The 15,919-nt window shown below is 69.4% G+C and carries 16 protein-coding genes and 1 pseudogene; 5 read left to right on the forward strand and 12 right to left on the reverse strand.

The annotated features are described in order from the left end of the window. The first annotated feature begins 60 nt into the window (after positions 1-60). Positions 61-1,656: a GMC oxidoreductase gene (locus tag A8G15_RS14140; protein ID WP_068160399.1), complete on the forward strand. Its 1,596-nt coding sequence runs from the start codon at positions 61-63 to the stop codon at positions 1,654-1,656. A 36-nt stretch (positions 1,657-1,692) separates the two neighbouring features. Here the strand turns inward: A8G15_RS14140 and A8G15_RS14145 are convergent, their stop codons facing one another. The 7 genes from A8G15_RS14145 to soxR form a co-directional block, all read right to left on the reverse strand. Further along, entirely contained in the window at positions 1,693-2,418 is a 726-nt protein-coding gene (locus A8G15_RS14145; RefSeq protein WP_068160400.1) for an urease accessory protein UreD, read from the reverse strand. Further along, positions 2,415-3,194 (reverse strand): urease accessory protein UreG, encoded by a 780-nt coding sequence (gene ureG, locus A8G15_RS14150; protein WP_156665398.1) that lies wholly within the window; start codon positions 3,192-3,194, stop codon positions 2,415-2,417. Before ureG ends, A8G15_RS14145 begins: the two co-directional genes overlap by 4 nt. Further along, positions 3,160-3,864, reverse strand: coding sequence for an urease accessory protein UreF (locus tag A8G15_RS14155; RefSeq protein ID WP_245687844.1), 705 nt, complete (start codon positions 3,862-3,864; stop codon positions 3,160-3,162). The genes ureG and A8G15_RS14155 overlap by 35 nt, the downstream gene beginning before the upstream one ends. 1 nt (position 3,865) lies before the next feature. Beyond that, positions 3,866-5,569, reverse strand: coding sequence for an urease subunit alpha (locus A8G15_RS14160; RefSeq protein WP_211270166.1), 1,704 nt, complete (start codon positions 5,567-5,569; stop codon positions 3,866-3,868). Positions 5,570-5,572: 3 nt separating this feature from the next. After that, a complete protein-coding gene (ureB, locus tag A8G15_RS14165; protein ID WP_068160402.1) occupies positions 5,573-5,941 on the reverse strand; it encodes an urease subunit beta in 369 nt (122 codons plus the stop codon). Between the two features lie 15 nt (positions 5,942-5,956). Beyond that, positions 5,957-6,259 carry an urease subunit gamma gene (locus tag A8G15_RS14170; RefSeq protein ID WP_068160404.1) on the reverse strand — a complete coding sequence of 101 codons (303 nt, stop codon included), beginning with the start codon at positions 6,257-6,259 and terminating at the stop codon, positions 5,957-5,959. 153 nt (positions 6,260-6,412) lie between these two features. After that, complete coding sequence (soxR, locus tag A8G15_RS14175) at positions 6,413-6,862, reverse strand: redox-sensitive transcriptional activator SoxR (RefSeq protein WP_068160406.1); 450 nt, start codon at positions 6,860-6,862, stop codon at positions 6,413-6,415. A 187-nt stretch (positions 6,863-7,049) separates the two neighbouring features. Between soxR and A8G15_RS31840 the strand changes: the two are divergent. Further along, positions 7,050-7,244, forward strand: a pseudogene (locus A8G15_RS31840) (nitroreductase family deazaflavin-dependent oxidoreductase); the annotation flags it as partial. A 1,504-nt stretch (positions 7,245-8,748) separates the two neighbouring features. Here the strand turns inward: A8G15_RS31840 and A8G15_RS14185 are convergent. Further along, positions 8,749-9,114, reverse strand: a complete 366-nt coding sequence (locus A8G15_RS14185; protein ID WP_068160409.1) for an HNH endonuclease — start codon at positions 9,112-9,114, stop codon at positions 8,749-8,751. 55 nt (positions 9,115-9,169) lie between these two features. Beyond that, positions 9,170-10,588: a DUF1254 domain-containing protein gene (locus tag A8G15_RS14190; protein ID WP_245687845.1), complete on the reverse strand. Its 1,419-nt coding sequence runs from the start codon at positions 10,586-10,588 to the stop codon at positions 9,170-9,172. A 268-nt stretch (positions 10,589-10,856) separates the two neighbouring features. Between A8G15_RS14190 and A8G15_RS14195 the strand changes: the two genes are divergently transcribed. From A8G15_RS14195 to A8G15_RS14205, 3 genes are all read left to right on the forward strand, one after another. Continuing rightward, positions 10,857-11,210, forward strand: coding sequence for a VOC family protein (locus A8G15_RS14195; RefSeq protein ID WP_068160412.1), 354 nt, complete (start codon positions 10,857-10,859; stop codon positions 11,208-11,210). A gap of 105 nt (positions 11,211-11,315) precedes the next feature. Next, positions 11,316-11,702, forward strand: coding sequence for a TA system antitoxin ParD family protein (locus tag A8G15_RS14200; RefSeq protein WP_068160413.1), 387 nt, complete (start codon positions 11,316-11,318; stop codon positions 11,700-11,702). After that, complete coding sequence (locus A8G15_RS14205; RefSeq protein WP_068160417.1) at positions 11,699-12,268, forward strand: ATPase; 570 nt, start codon at positions 11,699-11,701, stop codon at positions 12,266-12,268. The genes A8G15_RS14200 and A8G15_RS14205 overlap by 4 nt, the downstream gene beginning before the upstream one ends. Positions 12,269-12,280: 12 nt before the next feature. On the opposite strand, the gene A8G15_RS14210 is transcribed toward A8G15_RS14205, so the two are convergent. From A8G15_RS14210 to A8G15_RS14220, 3 genes are read right to left on the reverse strand one after another with little or no spacing between them, the layout of a single operon-like run. Beyond that, positions 12,281-14,014, reverse strand: a complete 1,734-nt coding sequence (locus A8G15_RS14210; protein ID WP_068160418.1) for a CocE/NonD family hydrolase — start codon at positions 14,012-14,014, stop codon at positions 12,281-12,283. Positions 14,015-14,020: 6 nt separating this feature from the next. Continuing rightward, positions 14,021-14,977: an MBL fold metallo-hydrolase gene (locus tag A8G15_RS14215; protein ID WP_068160420.1), complete on the reverse strand. Its 957-nt coding sequence runs from the start codon at positions 14,975-14,977 to the stop codon at positions 14,021-14,023. Continuing rightward, the gene (locus A8G15_RS14220; protein WP_068160423.1) at positions 14,970-15,902 is read right to left on the reverse strand and encodes an alpha/beta hydrolase; all 933 of its coding nucleotides are present in this window, start codon (positions 15,900-15,902) and stop codon (positions 14,970-14,972) included. The genes A8G15_RS14215 and A8G15_RS14220 overlap by 8 nt, the downstream gene beginning before the upstream one ends. Between the last annotated feature and the right edge of the window lie 17 nt (positions 15,903-15,919).

Below are 15,919 nucleotides of genomic sequence, written 5' to 3' on the forward strand. Positions count from 1 at the left end.
AGCGATGTGTCCGCCCCACGCGGACACCCACGGCGCCGGAACCACATGGGGGGATCGAACTTGTCCGCACTCACGCGTCGCTCGTTTCTGACCGGGGCGGCCGCCGCCGGTCTGATCCTGGCCGGCTCGACCACCGCGAACGCCGCACCCGGCATCGGCGCCCGCATCAACCGGGTCACCGTGACCCGCGAAGAGCACCGCGTGATCGTCATCGACTCCGGCTTCGGTGGCGGCGTCACCGCCCTGCGCCTGGCCCAGGCCGGGGTACCCGTCACCGTCCTCGAACGCGGCCGCCGCTGGCCCACCGGCCCCAACGCCACGACCTTCCCGCGCGTCGCCAACCCCGACAAGCGCATCCTGTGGCACAAATCGTTCCCCGAGGTCTTCGGGCAGCGCCTGAGCGTCGACCCCTACGTCGGCCTCGTCGAAGCCGTCCCCGGCGAGAACATGACCGCCCTGTGCGCGGCCGCGGTCGGCGGCGGCTCGATCGTCTACCAGGGCATGTCGCTGCAGCCCAGCAGGGACGTCTTCAACACGCACTTCCCGAACGAGCTCGACTGGGACCTGATGAACCGCGTGCACTACCCGCGCGTGGCCCGGATGCTCGGACTCGCCACCGCCCCCGACGAACTCGTCGCCAGCCCCACCTACGCCGCCGCGCGCATCTTCGCCGACCGCGTCCGCGCCGCCGGCATGCCCCTCGACAAGATCCCCATGCCGATCGACTGGAACTTCGCGCTCGCCGAACTGCGCGGGGAAATGGCCTCCGCCTACACCAACGGCGCCGGCGCGCTCGGCGTCAACAACGGCGGCAAGCACACCGTCGACGTCACCTACATCGCCGAGGCCGAAGCCACCGGCCGGGCCACCGTCGAGGTCATGCACGACGTCACCGACATCGAACGCGCCGCCGACGGCCGCTGGACCGTGTACGTCGACCGTACCGACGAAACCGGCACCGTCCTCGAGAACAAGATCCTCACCACCGACGCACTCGTGCTCGCCGCCGGCAGCCTGGGCACCACCCGCCTGCTGATGCGCGCGGCCGCCAAGGGACAGATCACCGACCTGCCCGACGAACTCGGCCGCGGCTGGGGCACCAACGCCGACCGCATCTACATGTGGACGGACACGACGGAGAACTTCGGGGCGGTCCAGGGCGGCCCCGTCGTCTACGGCAGCAAGAACTGGGCCGACCCGCACACCGCCCACACCATCATCCAGGCGTCGCTGCCGTCGTTCCAGATCGACACCCGCACCACCACCCTCGTCGGCTACGGCGTCAGCAACGGACGCGGCAACTTCGTCTACGACGGCGGCCGCGACGACGCGGTGCTGCGCTGGCCGTACGAGGGCGACGCCGCCATCCAGAACAACCACATCGATCCCGCCGTGCGCCGCATCGCCGGAGACGCCGCCGTCGTCATCGACACCAACCAGGTCGTGCCGTCCACCTGGCATCCGCTCGGCGGCGCCAACATGGGCAGCGTCTGCGACCTCGACGGCCGCGTCCTCGGCCAACGCGGCCTGTACGTACTCGACGGGGCCCTGATGCCCGGCAACGCCGCCGCATGCAACCCGTCGATGACCATCGCCGCCGTCGCCGAACGGGCCCTCGACAACCTCGTCGCACAGGACGTGGGCACCGTCATCTGACACACCGACCCGGGGGATGGGAACGGCGGCGTGGCGTCACGGCAGGTGACGCCACGCCGCCACACTGTCGTCCACGGCACCCGACCGGTGCAGATCATCACCGAGCCACCGCACCAGCGCGCCCGGACCGTCCAGATCGAACCGGTATGCCCCGTCCCCGGGATCCGCCCCGGACACGGGGCGCCACCCCAGCGCCAGCACCGAATCCACCACCCGATGCGATCCGACGACACCCGGCAGCGCCCGCACCTGCGGAGACAGATCCAGATCCTCGACGAGCAGCGGACGGCCCTCACAGGTCGCCACCGTGCGCGACCGCACCGCACCACCCCGCTCACCGCTGCGGCCGAGCACCAGCGTCTCACGCAGCACCACCCGCGCGTCGCGGTCGAGGACCAGCTCGGTACGGCGTGTCACCTCGGCGCCGTCGGCCACCACGAACGGCAACCCGTCCCACACCAGCGTCGCGCCCGCACCCAGCCGCGCCCGCACCGTCCAGCTCGATGCCCGCCCCGCCGCGTCGTAGGCGACGGTCCCCGCGGTCTCGACCACCTCGAGCCACGCCCCGGCACCGACCTCGAGGTCGAGCACTACCTCGTCGCCGCCGAGCAGCAACGCCCCCGTCGCGACCAACGCGACCCGCGCGCCGCGTGCGTCACCACCCTGCACCCGCGGGCCGAACGCGCCCGGCACCAACCGGCAGCGGGCCCGGCCGCGCGCGGCTTCCACGGCGACCGTCGTCGGTGTGCTCGGTTCGGTCACTGCGGAATCGGCGCGTGCCCGTGCCCGTGCCCATGACCGTGGCCATCACCGTGCCCGTGTGCGTGGTCGTCCTCGGCGTGGAAATGCGGCGCCATCGGCCCCGGATCCACCGGCACCAACCGGCCCCCGGTGTGCTCGGCCAGCACCGACCGCACCCACGCACACAACGCCGCCACCGACACCGGATCGGTCCGCGACAACGCCAGCACCGGCCGCCCCTCCCGCGCCGCCTGCCCGTCCGCCACCATCTGCGGCACATCCACCCCCACATAGGGCGCCAGATCCGTCTTGTTCACCACCAGCAGATCCGCGCGCGCAATACCCGGGCCACCCTTCCGCGCGACGTCACCGCCCCCGGCGACATCGAGCACGAAGATCTGCGCATCGACCAGCGCGGGGGAGAAGGTCGCCGTCAGATTGTCCCCACCGGACTCGACGAGCACCACATCCAACGGCGCGAAATCCTCCTCGAGATCCTCCACCGCCAGCAGATTCGCCGTCACATCGTCGCGGATCGCGGTGTGCGGGCACGCCCCGGTCTCCACGGCCCGGATCCGCTCCGGATCCAGCACCCCCGCCGACCGCAGGAACCGGGCATCCTCGTCGGTGTAGATGTCGTTGGTGATCACCCCCAACGCCAACTCCCCGGACAACTCCCGGCACAACAACGCGATCAGCGAACTCTTCCCGGTCCCGACCGGACCGGCCACCCCGAGACGCAGGGCACGAGTGGAAATGCGATCAGGCACTGAACAACCTTTCTGTGGTGCGGGCATGATTTTCGGCCCACTGTTCGACGAGCGGCGCTGCGAACGCCGGAATCTGCTCGACCTCGGTCAACCCCGCCACCGCGGCGACGAGCTCCTCGATCAACGGCTGCGCCGCCAGCACCCACGCCGTCGCCTCGGCAGGATCGACCGGCTCGAGTTTGAGCGTCGCCGCCGCGATCGTCTGCGCATCGTCGTAGCCGACCAGCCGCGCGGTGTGCTCGGCATCCAACCCGGCGCGCGCCGCGAGCATCCCCAACGCCACCGGACGCGACGGCCGCCAGGACCGCGGAATCCGCTCCTGGTCCGGCCACAACCGCCGCAACAACCGCAGATAGCCGCGCCCCAGCTGCCGGGAACTCGCCCGCAACGCCGCGCTCGGCGTGCGCGCGGCCCACGCCGCCTCCACCGCATCGAGACCCCCACCGGCCACAGCGGAGCCCGAGGTCACGGCGACCGTCCGGGCGACGACCGCGGTGCCGGCCTCGACGACCGTCACCGTCCGCAACCGGGCCGCGATGTAGCCCGGCACGTCCCCGGGCGGCAACCCCGCGCGCAACGCCGGCTCCAGACCGGCGGACTGGGTGTGCGCACCGGTCGGCAACCGCGCATCGGCGAGCAACGCCAGCAACAGCGCCTGTGACTGCGTCTGTGACGGCAACCGGATGTTCTCGTCCACGTCAGAACAGCGAGTACAACTGGGCGAGGGGCAACCGGTCGGCGGGAGCCGGCACGATCCGTTCTCCCTCGATGTCGATCTCGAACGTCTCCGGGTCGATGTCGATACGCGGCAGCACGTCGTTGTTGCGCATCTGCGCCTTCCCGACCTCCCGGGTGTCACCCACCGCCACCAACGGCCGGCGCAGACCGAGCCGATCCGCCAGACCGTCCTCGATCGCGGCGGGTGCCACGAACGTCACCGACAACTCCGCGCCGATCGCATCGGCCAACGCCGGACGCTGCAACACCGGCTGCGGCGTCGGAATCGACGCGTTCGGATCGCCGAGCGCACCCCACACCAGACCCCCGCCCTTGAGCACCACACTGGGCCGCACCCCGAACAGCTTCGGCTCCCACAACACCAGATCCGCCATCTTCCCGACCTCCACCGAGCCGATGTGCGCATCCACCCCGTGCGCGATCGCCGGGTTGATCGTGTACTTCGCGACATACCGGCGAGCCCGCTCGTTGTCCGCCGGCAGCGCCGGCCCCAGCGAGCCGCGCCGTGCCTTCATCACGTGCGCCACCTGCCACGTCCGGGTGATCACCTCCCCGATCCGGCCCATCGCCTGCGCATCCGACGACGTGATCGACATCGCGCCCATGTCGTGCAGCACGTCCTCCGCCGCGATCGTCGTCGCCCGGATCCGCGACTCCGCGAACGCCAGATCCTCGGGCACCTGCGGATTGAGGTGATGGCACACCATCAGCATGTCCAGATGCTCCGCGACCGTGTTCACCGTGTGCGGCAACGTCGGATTCGTCGACCCCGGAAGCACATAGGGCTCACCGGCCAACCGCATGATGTCCGGGGCGTGCCCACCACCGGCCCCCTCGGTGTGGAACGCGTGGATCGACCGGCCCCCGATCGCCCCGATCGTCGACTCCAGGAACCCCGCCTCGTTCAACGAATCCGAATGCAACGCAACCTGCAGACCCCATTCGTCGGCCGCGCGCAGCGCCGCATCCAGCGCCGCCGGCGTCGACCCCCAGTCCTCGTGCACCTTGTAGCCCGCGGCCCCGGCGAGAGCCTGCTCCGCGAGCCCGTCCATGCTCACCGTGTTGCCCTTGCCGAACAACAACACGTTGACCGGCAACGACTCCAGGCTCCGATGGATCGTGCCCAGATGCCAGGCTCCCGGCGTCACCGTCGTCGCCTTCGTGCCCTCGGACGGCCCGGTGCCGCCACCGGCGATCGACGTGATACCCGTCGCGAGCGCCTCGTGGATCTGCGACGGCGAGATCAGATGCACATGCGTGTCGAACCCGCCGGCGGTGAGGATCCGGCCCTCACCGCTGATGATGTCCGTCGACGGGCCGATCTGCAGATCGGGATGCACGCCGTCGGCGATGTCCGGGTTCCCGGCGCGCCCCAACGCCGTGATGCGCCCGTTCCGGATCCCCACATCCGCCCGGACCACACCCCACCAGTCCAGCACGATCGCATTGGTGATCACCGTGTCCGGCGCGCCCTGCGCGCGGGTCGTCGAACCCTGCGCCATCGATTCCCGGATGGACTTGCCGCCACCGAACACCGCCTCCTCGCCGCCGGCGGTGCGGTCCTCCTCGATCTCGATCCACAGATCGGTGTCGCCCAGGCGCACCTGGTCACCGACCGTGGGGCCGTAGATCGCGGCGTACCGCTCCCGTGAGATCCGCACCATCGGTCAGTCTCCGTTCTGCTCGGACGCCGAGCCGTCGAGTGCCCCGTCATCGGGGACACCGATCACGATGCCGGGTACCCGCCGCGCCCCGCGCAGCGCGACCGCCTGCACGGTGCGGGACGCGCCCGGCTCGAAACGGTGGGAGGTGCCCGACGGAATGTCGAGGCGGAAACCGTGCGCGGCGGCCCGGTCGAATTCGAGTGCCGGATTCGCGTACGGCAGGTGCAGATGCGACCCGATCTGCACGGGACGGTCGCCGGTGTTGACGACGACCAGCTCGAGCCGTTCGTCGGGGTCCCGGTCGGCGTTCAGTTCGATGCTGCCTTCGCGGACCCGGATCGCGCCGGGACCGGACGTGTTCAGACCTGCCATGGACGGCTCCTCGGCTCAGGCGATGGGCTGATGGATGGTGACGAGCTTGCGGCCGTCCGGGAAGGTCGCCTCGACCTGGACGTCGGGAAGCATCTCGGCCACCCCGTCCATCACGTCGTCGCGGGTCAGGACCTCGCGTCCGGCGACCATCAGCTCGGCAACCGACAACCCGTCACGGGCGCGTTCGATCACCCAGTTGGTGAGCAACGCCGTCGTCTCCGGATAGTTGAGTTTCACACCGCGCGCATGCCGGTCCCGAGCGACCATCCCGGCGACGGCGAGCAGCAGTTTCTCCTGTTCGGAGGGCGTCAGATGCATGGGGCCTCCTCGGTGACGGCGCAGCCTGTCCGGTACGTCCGGGTGCTTGTGCGCCAGCTTAGGCCGACCCATGTTTCGACCGCGTTTCGTCGGTGCGGCTCCGCCGCCGGTGTGCCTTTGTGGCGGTCGGAGGCCTCACAAAGGCACACCGGGTCAACGGTCGTGCAGATGCAGGCGGCGCGGGCCGGGACCCTGCTTGGCGAGGACGTCGCCGGGGTTCGCCAGGGGACAGCTCTTCAGGCTCAAACAGCCGCAGCCGATGCAGCCCGAGAAGCTGTCGCGCAGCTCGGTCAACTCCTCGATGCGTTCGGTGAGCCGGTCGTGCCACCGCTGCGACAGCCGTGCCCAGTCCTCGGTGGTGGGCACCCGACTGTCCGGCAACGAGTCGAGCGCGTCGCGGATCTCGTCCAGGGACACCCCGACACCCTGGGCGACGCGGATGAACGCGACCCGTCGCAGCGTGTCCCGCCGGTACCGGCGCTGATTACCCGTGGTGCGGCGGCTGCTGATCAGGCCGCGCGACTCGTAGTAGTGCAGCGCCGAGACCGCGACGCCGGAACGTTCGGACAACTGCCCGGGCGTCAGCCACACGGACGCGGTCATCGGCACCGTCCTGGAGGTCGAGGAAGCGAAATCGGATCATCTGCGCTGCACAGTACCGACATCTCGGAGATTCTGGACGACGGCACCACTCGCGCTTCCTCGAGGCTCCTGTGAACGACGACACCCCCCCGAGCGCCTCGTCCGCCGCTACCGGCGCGGCCGCGCGCATCACCTGGAGAGCACCGTGATGAGCGTGCTGGCCCGGGTCGGCGTCGTACCGCACTCGTACCTGCTCACGACCGTCGGGAGGCGCACCGGCCGATCGCGATCGAACCCCGTCACCGTCGTCGAACACGACGGGCACCTGTGGCTGGTCGCACCGTACGGCGCCGTGCCGTGGGTGCACAACGCGCGTGCGGCCGGTCGGGTGGAGTTGACCCGACGATTCGCCACCCGGCCCTACACCGTCGACGAGGCGTGCGCGTGTCGCCGGCCCCGTTCTCGAGAAGTAGGTGGCGGTCGCGTCGGCCACCCGCAGCTATTTCCGGGCGGCACCCGATGCGCCCGCCGGAGCGTTCGAGGCCGAAGCCGACCTGCATCCCGTTTTCCGGCTCACCGGGACCCGGTGAGCCGTCGGCGACGCGGCGACCGCGGCCGAGGGGAGTGCTCCCAGGTGATGTCACTGTGACGAATTGTGTCGCGGCAGGGCCCGGGGAGTGCGCAGGGGTCGTGTGGATCGGGTGGCCGAAAAGGGGAGCTCGGCGATGTGCGCACGGGGTCCGTCGGGCTCGGGGATCGATCCTCCGAGTCGTTCGCGGTGCTTGCGTGGCGGACCGTCGAGCAGGAGGCTGCGCGGTGGTGGAGAATCAACGAAAAGGGAAGTGCTACAACAGAATTGATGGATAACGGTGATTATCCATCATTGTGGTGGAGGGGTCCCGCGGCGCGAGTGGGGGCGGGTGGAGTTTGCGCGACCGCTCGGGGCCGCGATCCATGTGGGTCGTGCACCCGTGCATGGCAACGACGACATACGCGGTGTGGCTGTGCAACCGTCGTTCACGACGGGTGCACGCATGCTGTGGGGTCCGATGTGAGGCGCACGGGTGGCGTCCCGGGTCGGCGCCGGAGCCGGAATCGTCGGCCGGGCCGGGACCGGAGATTGCGGCGGGCCTCGGGCCGAGTGTCGCCCGGTCGTTCAAGCCAGGCTCATCGTGATGCGCGGCGCGTGGGTGTCCCGGTGTCGTTCCGGACCACCATCGCGGCGTGGTCGGGAAGGCCCGAATCTCCACTACTTGACATAATGTAGATTATCGGCAATTTGGATATAGGCCTCGAACTGGGGTCTTGCCGACTTTGCCGGACGCCGGTCTCGCGCCCGTGTGCGGCATGCCGCCGTTCGTTGACTCCGTCGTTGCGCGTTGCGCGTTGCGCGTTGCGCTCGATCGTCGGATGCCATACGTGTCGTTCCGTTCTCGATGTACCGCCTCGGCACGCTGCGCGTCGCGGCCCTGCGGCCGGCCCGCAGCTCCGAACCGGCCGGGTCCGCGCCGGTCCGTCTTCGCGGCTGCCGGGTTCAGCCGGGTCCGTCGCCTCGTCCCCTCTCTGCGGCTCGTCGGCAACCCTAAATTTGTCACAGTGACGTTTTGCGCTGGGTGTTGGATGATGCCCGAACGATCCGGCCTGTGCAGGTCCGTCGCCGGCGTCGGACTCGTCGGCGCGACAATGGCTGTGCGGGATCGGAGGTCGGCGGTGGCGCAACCACGGCGCGCGATTCGGATCGGTCTTCGCGGCGTCCGGCGCGGAACCCGGAGTGCCGGAATGCGAATCGTGACCCGACTCCCCTCTTTCGCCGGTACCCCCGGCGGCGGGTCAAATTGTCACAGTGACGTAATTGAACTGGGCACCGGTGCGACTCACCCGGTCTGTACCGCGACGCTCGTCCCGGTTCACGAGGGCCGTCGCAGGCGCCGCAGCTGGCCGGCCAGATACTGTCGTGCGCGCCGGTGGCCGCCTCCGCTGGCGAGTTCGGCGGCGAGTTCCTCGAGGAGCCGCGTGACCAGGTGCTCGTCGGGGGCCCATCCGTCGTGACGCCGGCATCGGTCGAGCCAGGCGGCCGGGCCGGTGTGGCCGCGGTCGGCGTTGCAGCGCGGGCAGGCGGCGGCCTCGTTGGTGACGGTGCTCGGGCCACCCTTGAGCCGCGGCACGAGGTGTTCGGTGGTGGGTGGGATCAGGCGGCCGAAGCTGCGGCCGCACCACAGGCAGCGGCCGTCCTGCCGGTCGACGGCGATCGAGAGTCTGGCGGCGCGATCCACCTGTCGATGGTGACCGAACGCGGTGCCGTCCGCCAGGCGGAGGTTGTCGGTGAGGCTAGCCGACTTCGTCGAGTTCGCTGGGCCGCCAGAGCTTGTCGAACCACGGCTGTAGCGGGCCGTAGAGCCGCAGCATCGGGAACCAGCTCTTGCCGGGAACGGTCTGGATCCAGTTCTGTTCCTTGCCGGCGGGTGCGGTGGGGCCGAACCAGAGCACGATCGATCCGTCGGACTCTTCCTCGACCGTGCCGCTGAGGCTCATCAGGCTCGGATAGGGATTGTCGGTCTGCAGAAGGGATCTGGTCTGGGTGTCGTAGATGTCGACGGACCAGAAGTTCTTCGTCGGCGGGTTCGGGGGCAGGGTCAGCCGATAGGTCCTGCTGCCGTCCAAGATCCGGCCGGTGGAGTCCTCCGCGGTGTAGGCGTAAGCCGATCCGGCACCGACCTGGGCGTGCGCCATCGCGGGGGTGATCACGGTGGCGAAGTAGTGGTATTGCGTGCGTGCGTCGAGCAGACGGGCGTGGTTGTGCAGGAACTCGTAGCTGCCGCCGATGAAGGCTTCCTTCCACGAGGAACCCTCGAACACGAACGCCTCGGGATTGCGCGGGAAATACACCAGTGCGCGGCTCATGCCGGCCGCGGTCTTCGCCGCCGCATCGAGGATGTCCCGTAGTCGCTCGTCGGGCGCGAACCGCTTCCCGTGCTCGATGCCGATGGCGGCGAGCTGCCCGGCGCGCTCGGGGTCGAGGGATCCCGGTGGTTCCTCCTGGACGAGTTCGGCGACCTCGTCGAAGAAGGATGCGTCGTTGGCATGCACGGTGTTGAAGATCTTGTCCGCGACGTTGACGAAGCTCAGCTGTGGTGGGTTGCCCGCGTCGCTCAACCGGTAGACGCGGGTCTGTTTGATCGCGTCGACCCCCCCGAGCGCGCGGAAGACCGCCCAGAGGGTGTAAGTGGTCGGCCGATAGACGAAGTAGCCGTCGGGGACATCGCCGTCGAAATCCGGCGGAAGGTAGAGGTACTTGCCGCCCGCCCCTTTGTCGGGCCCGGCGAGCCCCATGTCCGCCACGTACCGGAACCAGAAGTCGTCCACCACACACAGCGAATCGGTGGGTGGTTCCACGACCACCGGGCCCTCGCGCAGGTCGAGGAACATCGTCGCGTAGGTGGTCTCGGTGTTCGGTGTGAGGAAGAAGCTCCCGGAGTTCGCCCGCGGCTCGGTGTAGGCCATCGTGCCCAGTCCGTCGATGCCGACGCTGCGCAGTCCCCTGCGCATCGCCACCAGTGACGCGCCCGGCACGGCGTTGAGGAACACCTCGACGCCGCGGAGGAAGTCGAGTCCGTCGTAGAGCGTGCGGACCGAGCCGGGAAGCGGGACGCCGTCGAAGAAGTCGAACGAACCGATCGGGGTGTCCACGCGGTCTGGGACGCCGACGGTGGCCAGAGCGTCGGCCAGCGGATGATCGTTGTGGTTCACGTCGTCTCCCGTTCGGTGGATCGTGGAGGTTCGCCGCCCGGAACTCGTCGTGCGTCCGCCGACCTCTGTCATGTCCCGACCGTCGGCTCGTCCCGAACGTTGACAACGCAAGGATCGTACCCAGCCATCACCGCGTCGGTCGGTCGTTTCGGTGCCGACGGTGCCGCGGGTTCGTCGGGAGTCGGTCCGGGTCGGGTCGTTCGACCCTCCTCGCGTGTGGTCGAACAGCGTTACGCTGGGCGCACTTTCACCGAAGGAGGGCTTGTCCGTGAGTGATCACGAAGTGAAGATGATCGTGCTGTCGACCGACGATCTCGACGAATCGATCAAGTTCTACAGCGACACCCTGGGGATGGCGCTCAAATTCCGCGACGGCACACATTTCGCCGCGCTCGACGGTGGTGGAGTGAGCCTCGCGCTCGCGACCGCGGTCGATCATCCCATCCACGGCCAGGTGGTCGTCGGGATCAAGACCGCCGATGTGGATGCCGCGGCGAAGGCCATCGAGGACGCCGGCGGCGGCATCGTGAAGGGCCCGTACGACGATGCGCACGAGCGTCGCGCGGTGGTGTACGACAACAAGGGCAACGGCCTGGTGTTCTACAGCCCGCTGAAGCACTGACACGTGTGCGCCCTCCCGGCTCCGTCACCTGCACGGATCGGCAGGGTGCACACGTTGTTGCACTGCGCTACGATCGGTAGCAGTCTGCTACAACTGGAGGTCGTGATGGCTCCCTACACCGACAAGGTCACCCGCTTCGACGCCGAACTCGTCGACAGCGCCATCGCTGAGGGTGGCCGCCAGAACCGCACCGGCCGTCAGCAACTCGAATACTGGGCACGGATCGGCCGGGCCATGACCGCCCACGAAACCGCGTCGCTGCACCGCGTGCAGGACGCGCTGGCCGGGAGTCGCCCGACCACAGATCTCACCGCCGCCGAAGGTCGCCTGTTCAACGCGGAGATCGACGCCCGCCTCGCCGACAGTCTCGCCGGCGCCGACTACGGCAGTGTCCTCGCCGCGCGCGGCGTCACCACCGTGGTCCTCGACGACGAGGGCCGGCTCGTCGAGCAGCGCCCCGACGGCACCACGTGGGTGCTCGACGCCGAATGAGGCGTCTGGATCTGATCGTCGGCCCCAACGGTGCCGGTAAGTCCACGTTCGTCGAGCTGACCCTCGCTCCCCTGCTGCCACGCAGCGTGTTCGTCAACGCGGATGTGATCGCGCGGCAGCGCTGGCCGGACCGGGCCGAGGAGATGTCGTACGAGGCCGCGCAGTTGGCGGCGGCCGCGCGGGATCGGTTGCTCGAGCAGGGCCGGTCGTTCATCGCCGAGACGGTGTTCTCGCACGAGTCGAAGCTGGAGTTGATCGATCGGGCGCAGGCCGGGGGGTTCACGGTGGTGTTGCACGTGATGCTCGTGCCCGAGGCGCTGTCGGTGCTGCGTGTGGCTCACCGCGTCGAAGCCGGTGGGCATTCGGTGCCGGAGGACAAGATCCGCTCGCGGTACCGGCGGTTGTGGCCGCTGGTCGTCGAGGCGATTCGTCGCGCCGATCAGGCGACGGTGTACGACACCGCCTCGGGCACCCCGGCGGCGGTGGCGCGGTTCGCCGCCGGGGTGCCCGTCGGGATGATCCGGTGGCCGGGGTGGGCGCCGTCGGCGCTCACCGAACTCGGGTGACGGACATCTCGCTCAGCCCTGCTCCCCCTCGCCACGCGTCGTGAACGGCAGGACCAGCCGGGACGGATGCGCGGCATCTCGGTAGATCTTGTGGGTCACGGGGCGTCCCACCGGCAGGTGGAAGGCGTCCGGTGGCAGCAGCGCGTTGTGTTCGTCGGCGAGCGGTTCGTTGTTGGACAGTTCCACGACGAGTTTGTGGCCGGGGAGGAAGGTGTTCGCGAAAGGGTACAGCCGCAGTACGTATTCCTCGATGCTGCCGGGTTCGACCGGCACGGCGCGGGTGTGCGGGTGGTAGGGGTCGCCCACGGTGGTGCGGTCGTCGAGTTCGCGGTGTGAGGCCTTGAGGTAGCCGGTGGTGATCAGCTGCCGTGTGCCGCTGGGGGCGTAGTCCCACATGCGGAGAATGAAGTTGGTGTCGGGCTGGTCGATCTCCACGAACAGGTGGGCGGCGCCAGTGCCGATCATCTCGGTGGGTTCCGCGAAGGCGGGGGTTTCCCACTTCAGGATCTCGACCTTGTCGGTGACCGTGAGCGGCGCCTGGTAGAAGCCGTCCGGGGCGGCGTATTGTGTGCCCATCGGTTCGGGTTCGGTGGACAGTTTGCCGCGTGGCCGCAGGTACAGCGCCCGGTGCTCGACGTCCTTCGGGGGCCACTGGTCGGCGGTGACCCGCTGCCGCGCGCCCTCGACGAACACGTTCACGGCCGGTTCGTCCATGATGCCGTTGTCGATGCCCTTGATCCAGTGGTCGTACCAGCGGAACATCTTGTCGTGCTCTTCGATGAAGGGCCGTGACTGCATGGGCGGGTAGGGGCCGATGTCGAGCTTCTTCGGTCCCTGCAGGGCGTGGAACAGTTCGATGGTGCCGTCCATCGTCCAGCCGCGGCCCTGGTCGATCTGCAGGTAGACGGGGATGTCGATGTTGCGGGCGAGGTTGATGGGGTTGCGTTCCTCGTACCAGTCGCCGTCGAGTTCGTTGGTGATGATGTCGAACCAGGCTTCGTGGTGCTTCGGGTAGTTGAGCACGTGCACGAGGTTCGGCCAGGCGGCGACGTCGGGGTCGGCGAGGCGTTGGGCGACGCGCTTCTCGATCTCCTCCGGGGTGTAGGTCTCGAGCATGCGGGACTTGACGCGGTCGGTGAACGCCCAGCCGGAGTCGCCGCCGCGGCCCTCGCGGGCGGCGCGGGGCATGAACCACATGATGCCGCCGTGGTAGGTGGTTTCGTAGAAGTCGTAGTGGCCGCCGCTGACGAAGATGGCCTTGAGGTGCGGGGGGCGTTCGGCGGCGGCGAGGATCTGCATGGATCCGAAGTAGGAGATGCCGATCATGCCGACGTTGCCGTCGCACCACGGCTGGGCGGCGACCCATTCGATGAAGTCGTAGGCGTCCTGCCCGAGCGAGACACCGCCGGCGTTGTAGTTGCCGATGTGCTCGCCGTCGGAGTCGCCGGAGCCGCGGATGTCGCCGATGACGTGGACGTAGCCTTCGGCGACGACGCGGGCGATGTCGCCGGCTTCGATGCAGCCGTCCCACATGGGGCTGGGGCGGCGCTGCGGCGGGGTGGTCAGGGCGAGGGCTTGGAGTTCCTTGCCGTAGGGGCTGAGGGCGACCAGCGCGGGGCGCGGCTTGTCGTCGACCCCGTGGTAGGCGTCGGCGGCCAACTCGATGCCGTCGCGCATGGGGACCCGCAGGTGCTTGCGGATGTGGATGGTCTGTCCGCCTGCGTCGAACGTTTCGAACTCGGCCATGAGAACCTACGACTCCTCTTCGTGTCGGTGCTGGTGCGAAAACTGGGTGCGGTAGCCGTGCAGCGTCGTGAAGAACGGGGACGGTTCGAGCGTGGGATCCCCGGTGTAGCCGAGTTCGTCGGCGACCGGGGTGAACGGCGCGTACGCCGAGTCGGTGTCGAGCAGTCCGTGGCACAGGCAGCGGTGCGCGGCGCCGCGCACTCCCCCTTCGATGTCGACGCTCTCCCGCAACGCTTCGGCGGCCTGGTCGCGGTCGAGTTCGACGCCGTAGGGGGTGCCGTCGGCGCGGCGGTAGGGGTGCCCGAGGTAGAGCTTGTCGGGGCGGATCGTCTCGCGCAGGTAGGCGAGGCTGTCGCGGTAGGCGTCGGGGTCGGTGTAGCCGGGGAATCCGTTGGCGGCGCCGTGTACCTGGACGGCGTCGCCGACGAACACGCTGTTCTGGCCTTCGACGACGTAGGCGACCGATCCCGGGGTGTGGCCGGGGATCGAGTGCACGGAGATCTCCACGCCCCTGCCGAGGGAGATCGTTTCGCCGCCGCGCACGAGCATGGTCGGTTCCATCTCCCCGGAGATGACCGCTTCGGCGGCGGCGGTGACCTTCGCGGCCCCGGCGGGATCGTTCAGGTACTGTCCGCGGCCGGTGAGGTAGTCGTCGACGTGCGCCTGCCGGGAGCGCAGCAGCGGTGCGTCGGCCTCGTGGATGACGACCTGCGCTTTGCGGTCGGTGGCCTCCCACAGGGCGTGGGCGCCGCCGATGTGGTCGATGTGCCCGTGGGTGAGCAGGATCCAGCGCACGTCCTCGAGCCGCCGGCCGAGCTTTTCGAGCGCGGGGGCCATGCCGTCGGCCGGGGACGACGCGATGCCGGTGTCGACGATCGCGGGCTGTTCGGCGTCGATGTAGAAGGTGTAGAGCCCGAACCGCCCCCATGGGGAGACGATCGGGTGGATCGTCGCCTCACTCATGCCGGGTGCCCTGCAGGAAGGCGGCGGTCTCGGCGAAGACCTGCGCGTATTCGGGGATCCACGAGAAGTTCTGCACGAAGCCGTGGTTGGCGCCGGCGTAGCGGCGCAGCGTCACCGGTACCCCGGCCTCCTCGAGTCGCCGGGCGTAGAGTTCGCCTTCGTCGCGCATCGGGTCGAACTCGGCGGTGACGATCAGAGCCGTCGGCAGACCCGACAGGTCCTCGCGCTTGATCGGCGAGACGCGCGGGTCGGCGGGGTCGGCGCCGCTGTCCAGGTAGAAGGCGTTGAACGGCTTCAGGCCGGCGGTTTCGAGGCCGTAGCCGACGGCGTTCTCCCGCATCGACGGGTAGCGGTCCTCGTCGAAGTCCAGGTCCAGCGACGGGTAGTACAGCACCTGGTGGGTGATGCGATCGAAACCGTCGTCGTGGGCGAGGGCGGTGACCGCGGCGACGAAGGTGCCACCGGAGCTGTCCCCCGCCACCGCGAGAGTCGTTCCGTCCCAGCGCAGTTCGTCGCCGTTCTCGGCGGCCCAGCGCACCGCGGCGTAGCAGTCGTCGAGGCCCGCCGGGAACTGCGACTCGGGGGCGCGACGGTAGCCGACGGACACCACGGTGCAGCCGGTGGCCTTCGCGAGGTGGCGGGCGACGTGGTCGTGGGTGTCGAGGCTGCCGAGGAAGAACGCCCCGCCGTGGAAGTAGACGAGCAGACCGGAGGTGTCGGCGTCGGTCGGGGTGTAGATCCGCACCGGCACCTGTCCCGCGGGCGTCGCGACGATCGTGTCGCGGACGTCGTGCAGGGGCAGTCGCTCCTCGAGCGGCGGCACGTGGGCCTGTTCCCCGGCGCGCATCGCGGCCGGATCGAGCGGTCCGGGCGGCGGGGCGGGCAGGTCGGCGAGGATCCGGGCGATCTCGGGGTGCAACGGCATGGCCGGTCGTCTCCTTC

It is taken from the genome of Rhodococcus phenolicus (genome assembly GCF_001646785.1).
In the GTDB taxonomy this organism is placed as follows: Bacteria; Actinomycetota; Actinomycetes; order Mycobacteriales; family Mycobacteriaceae; genus Rhodococcus; species Rhodococcus phenolicus.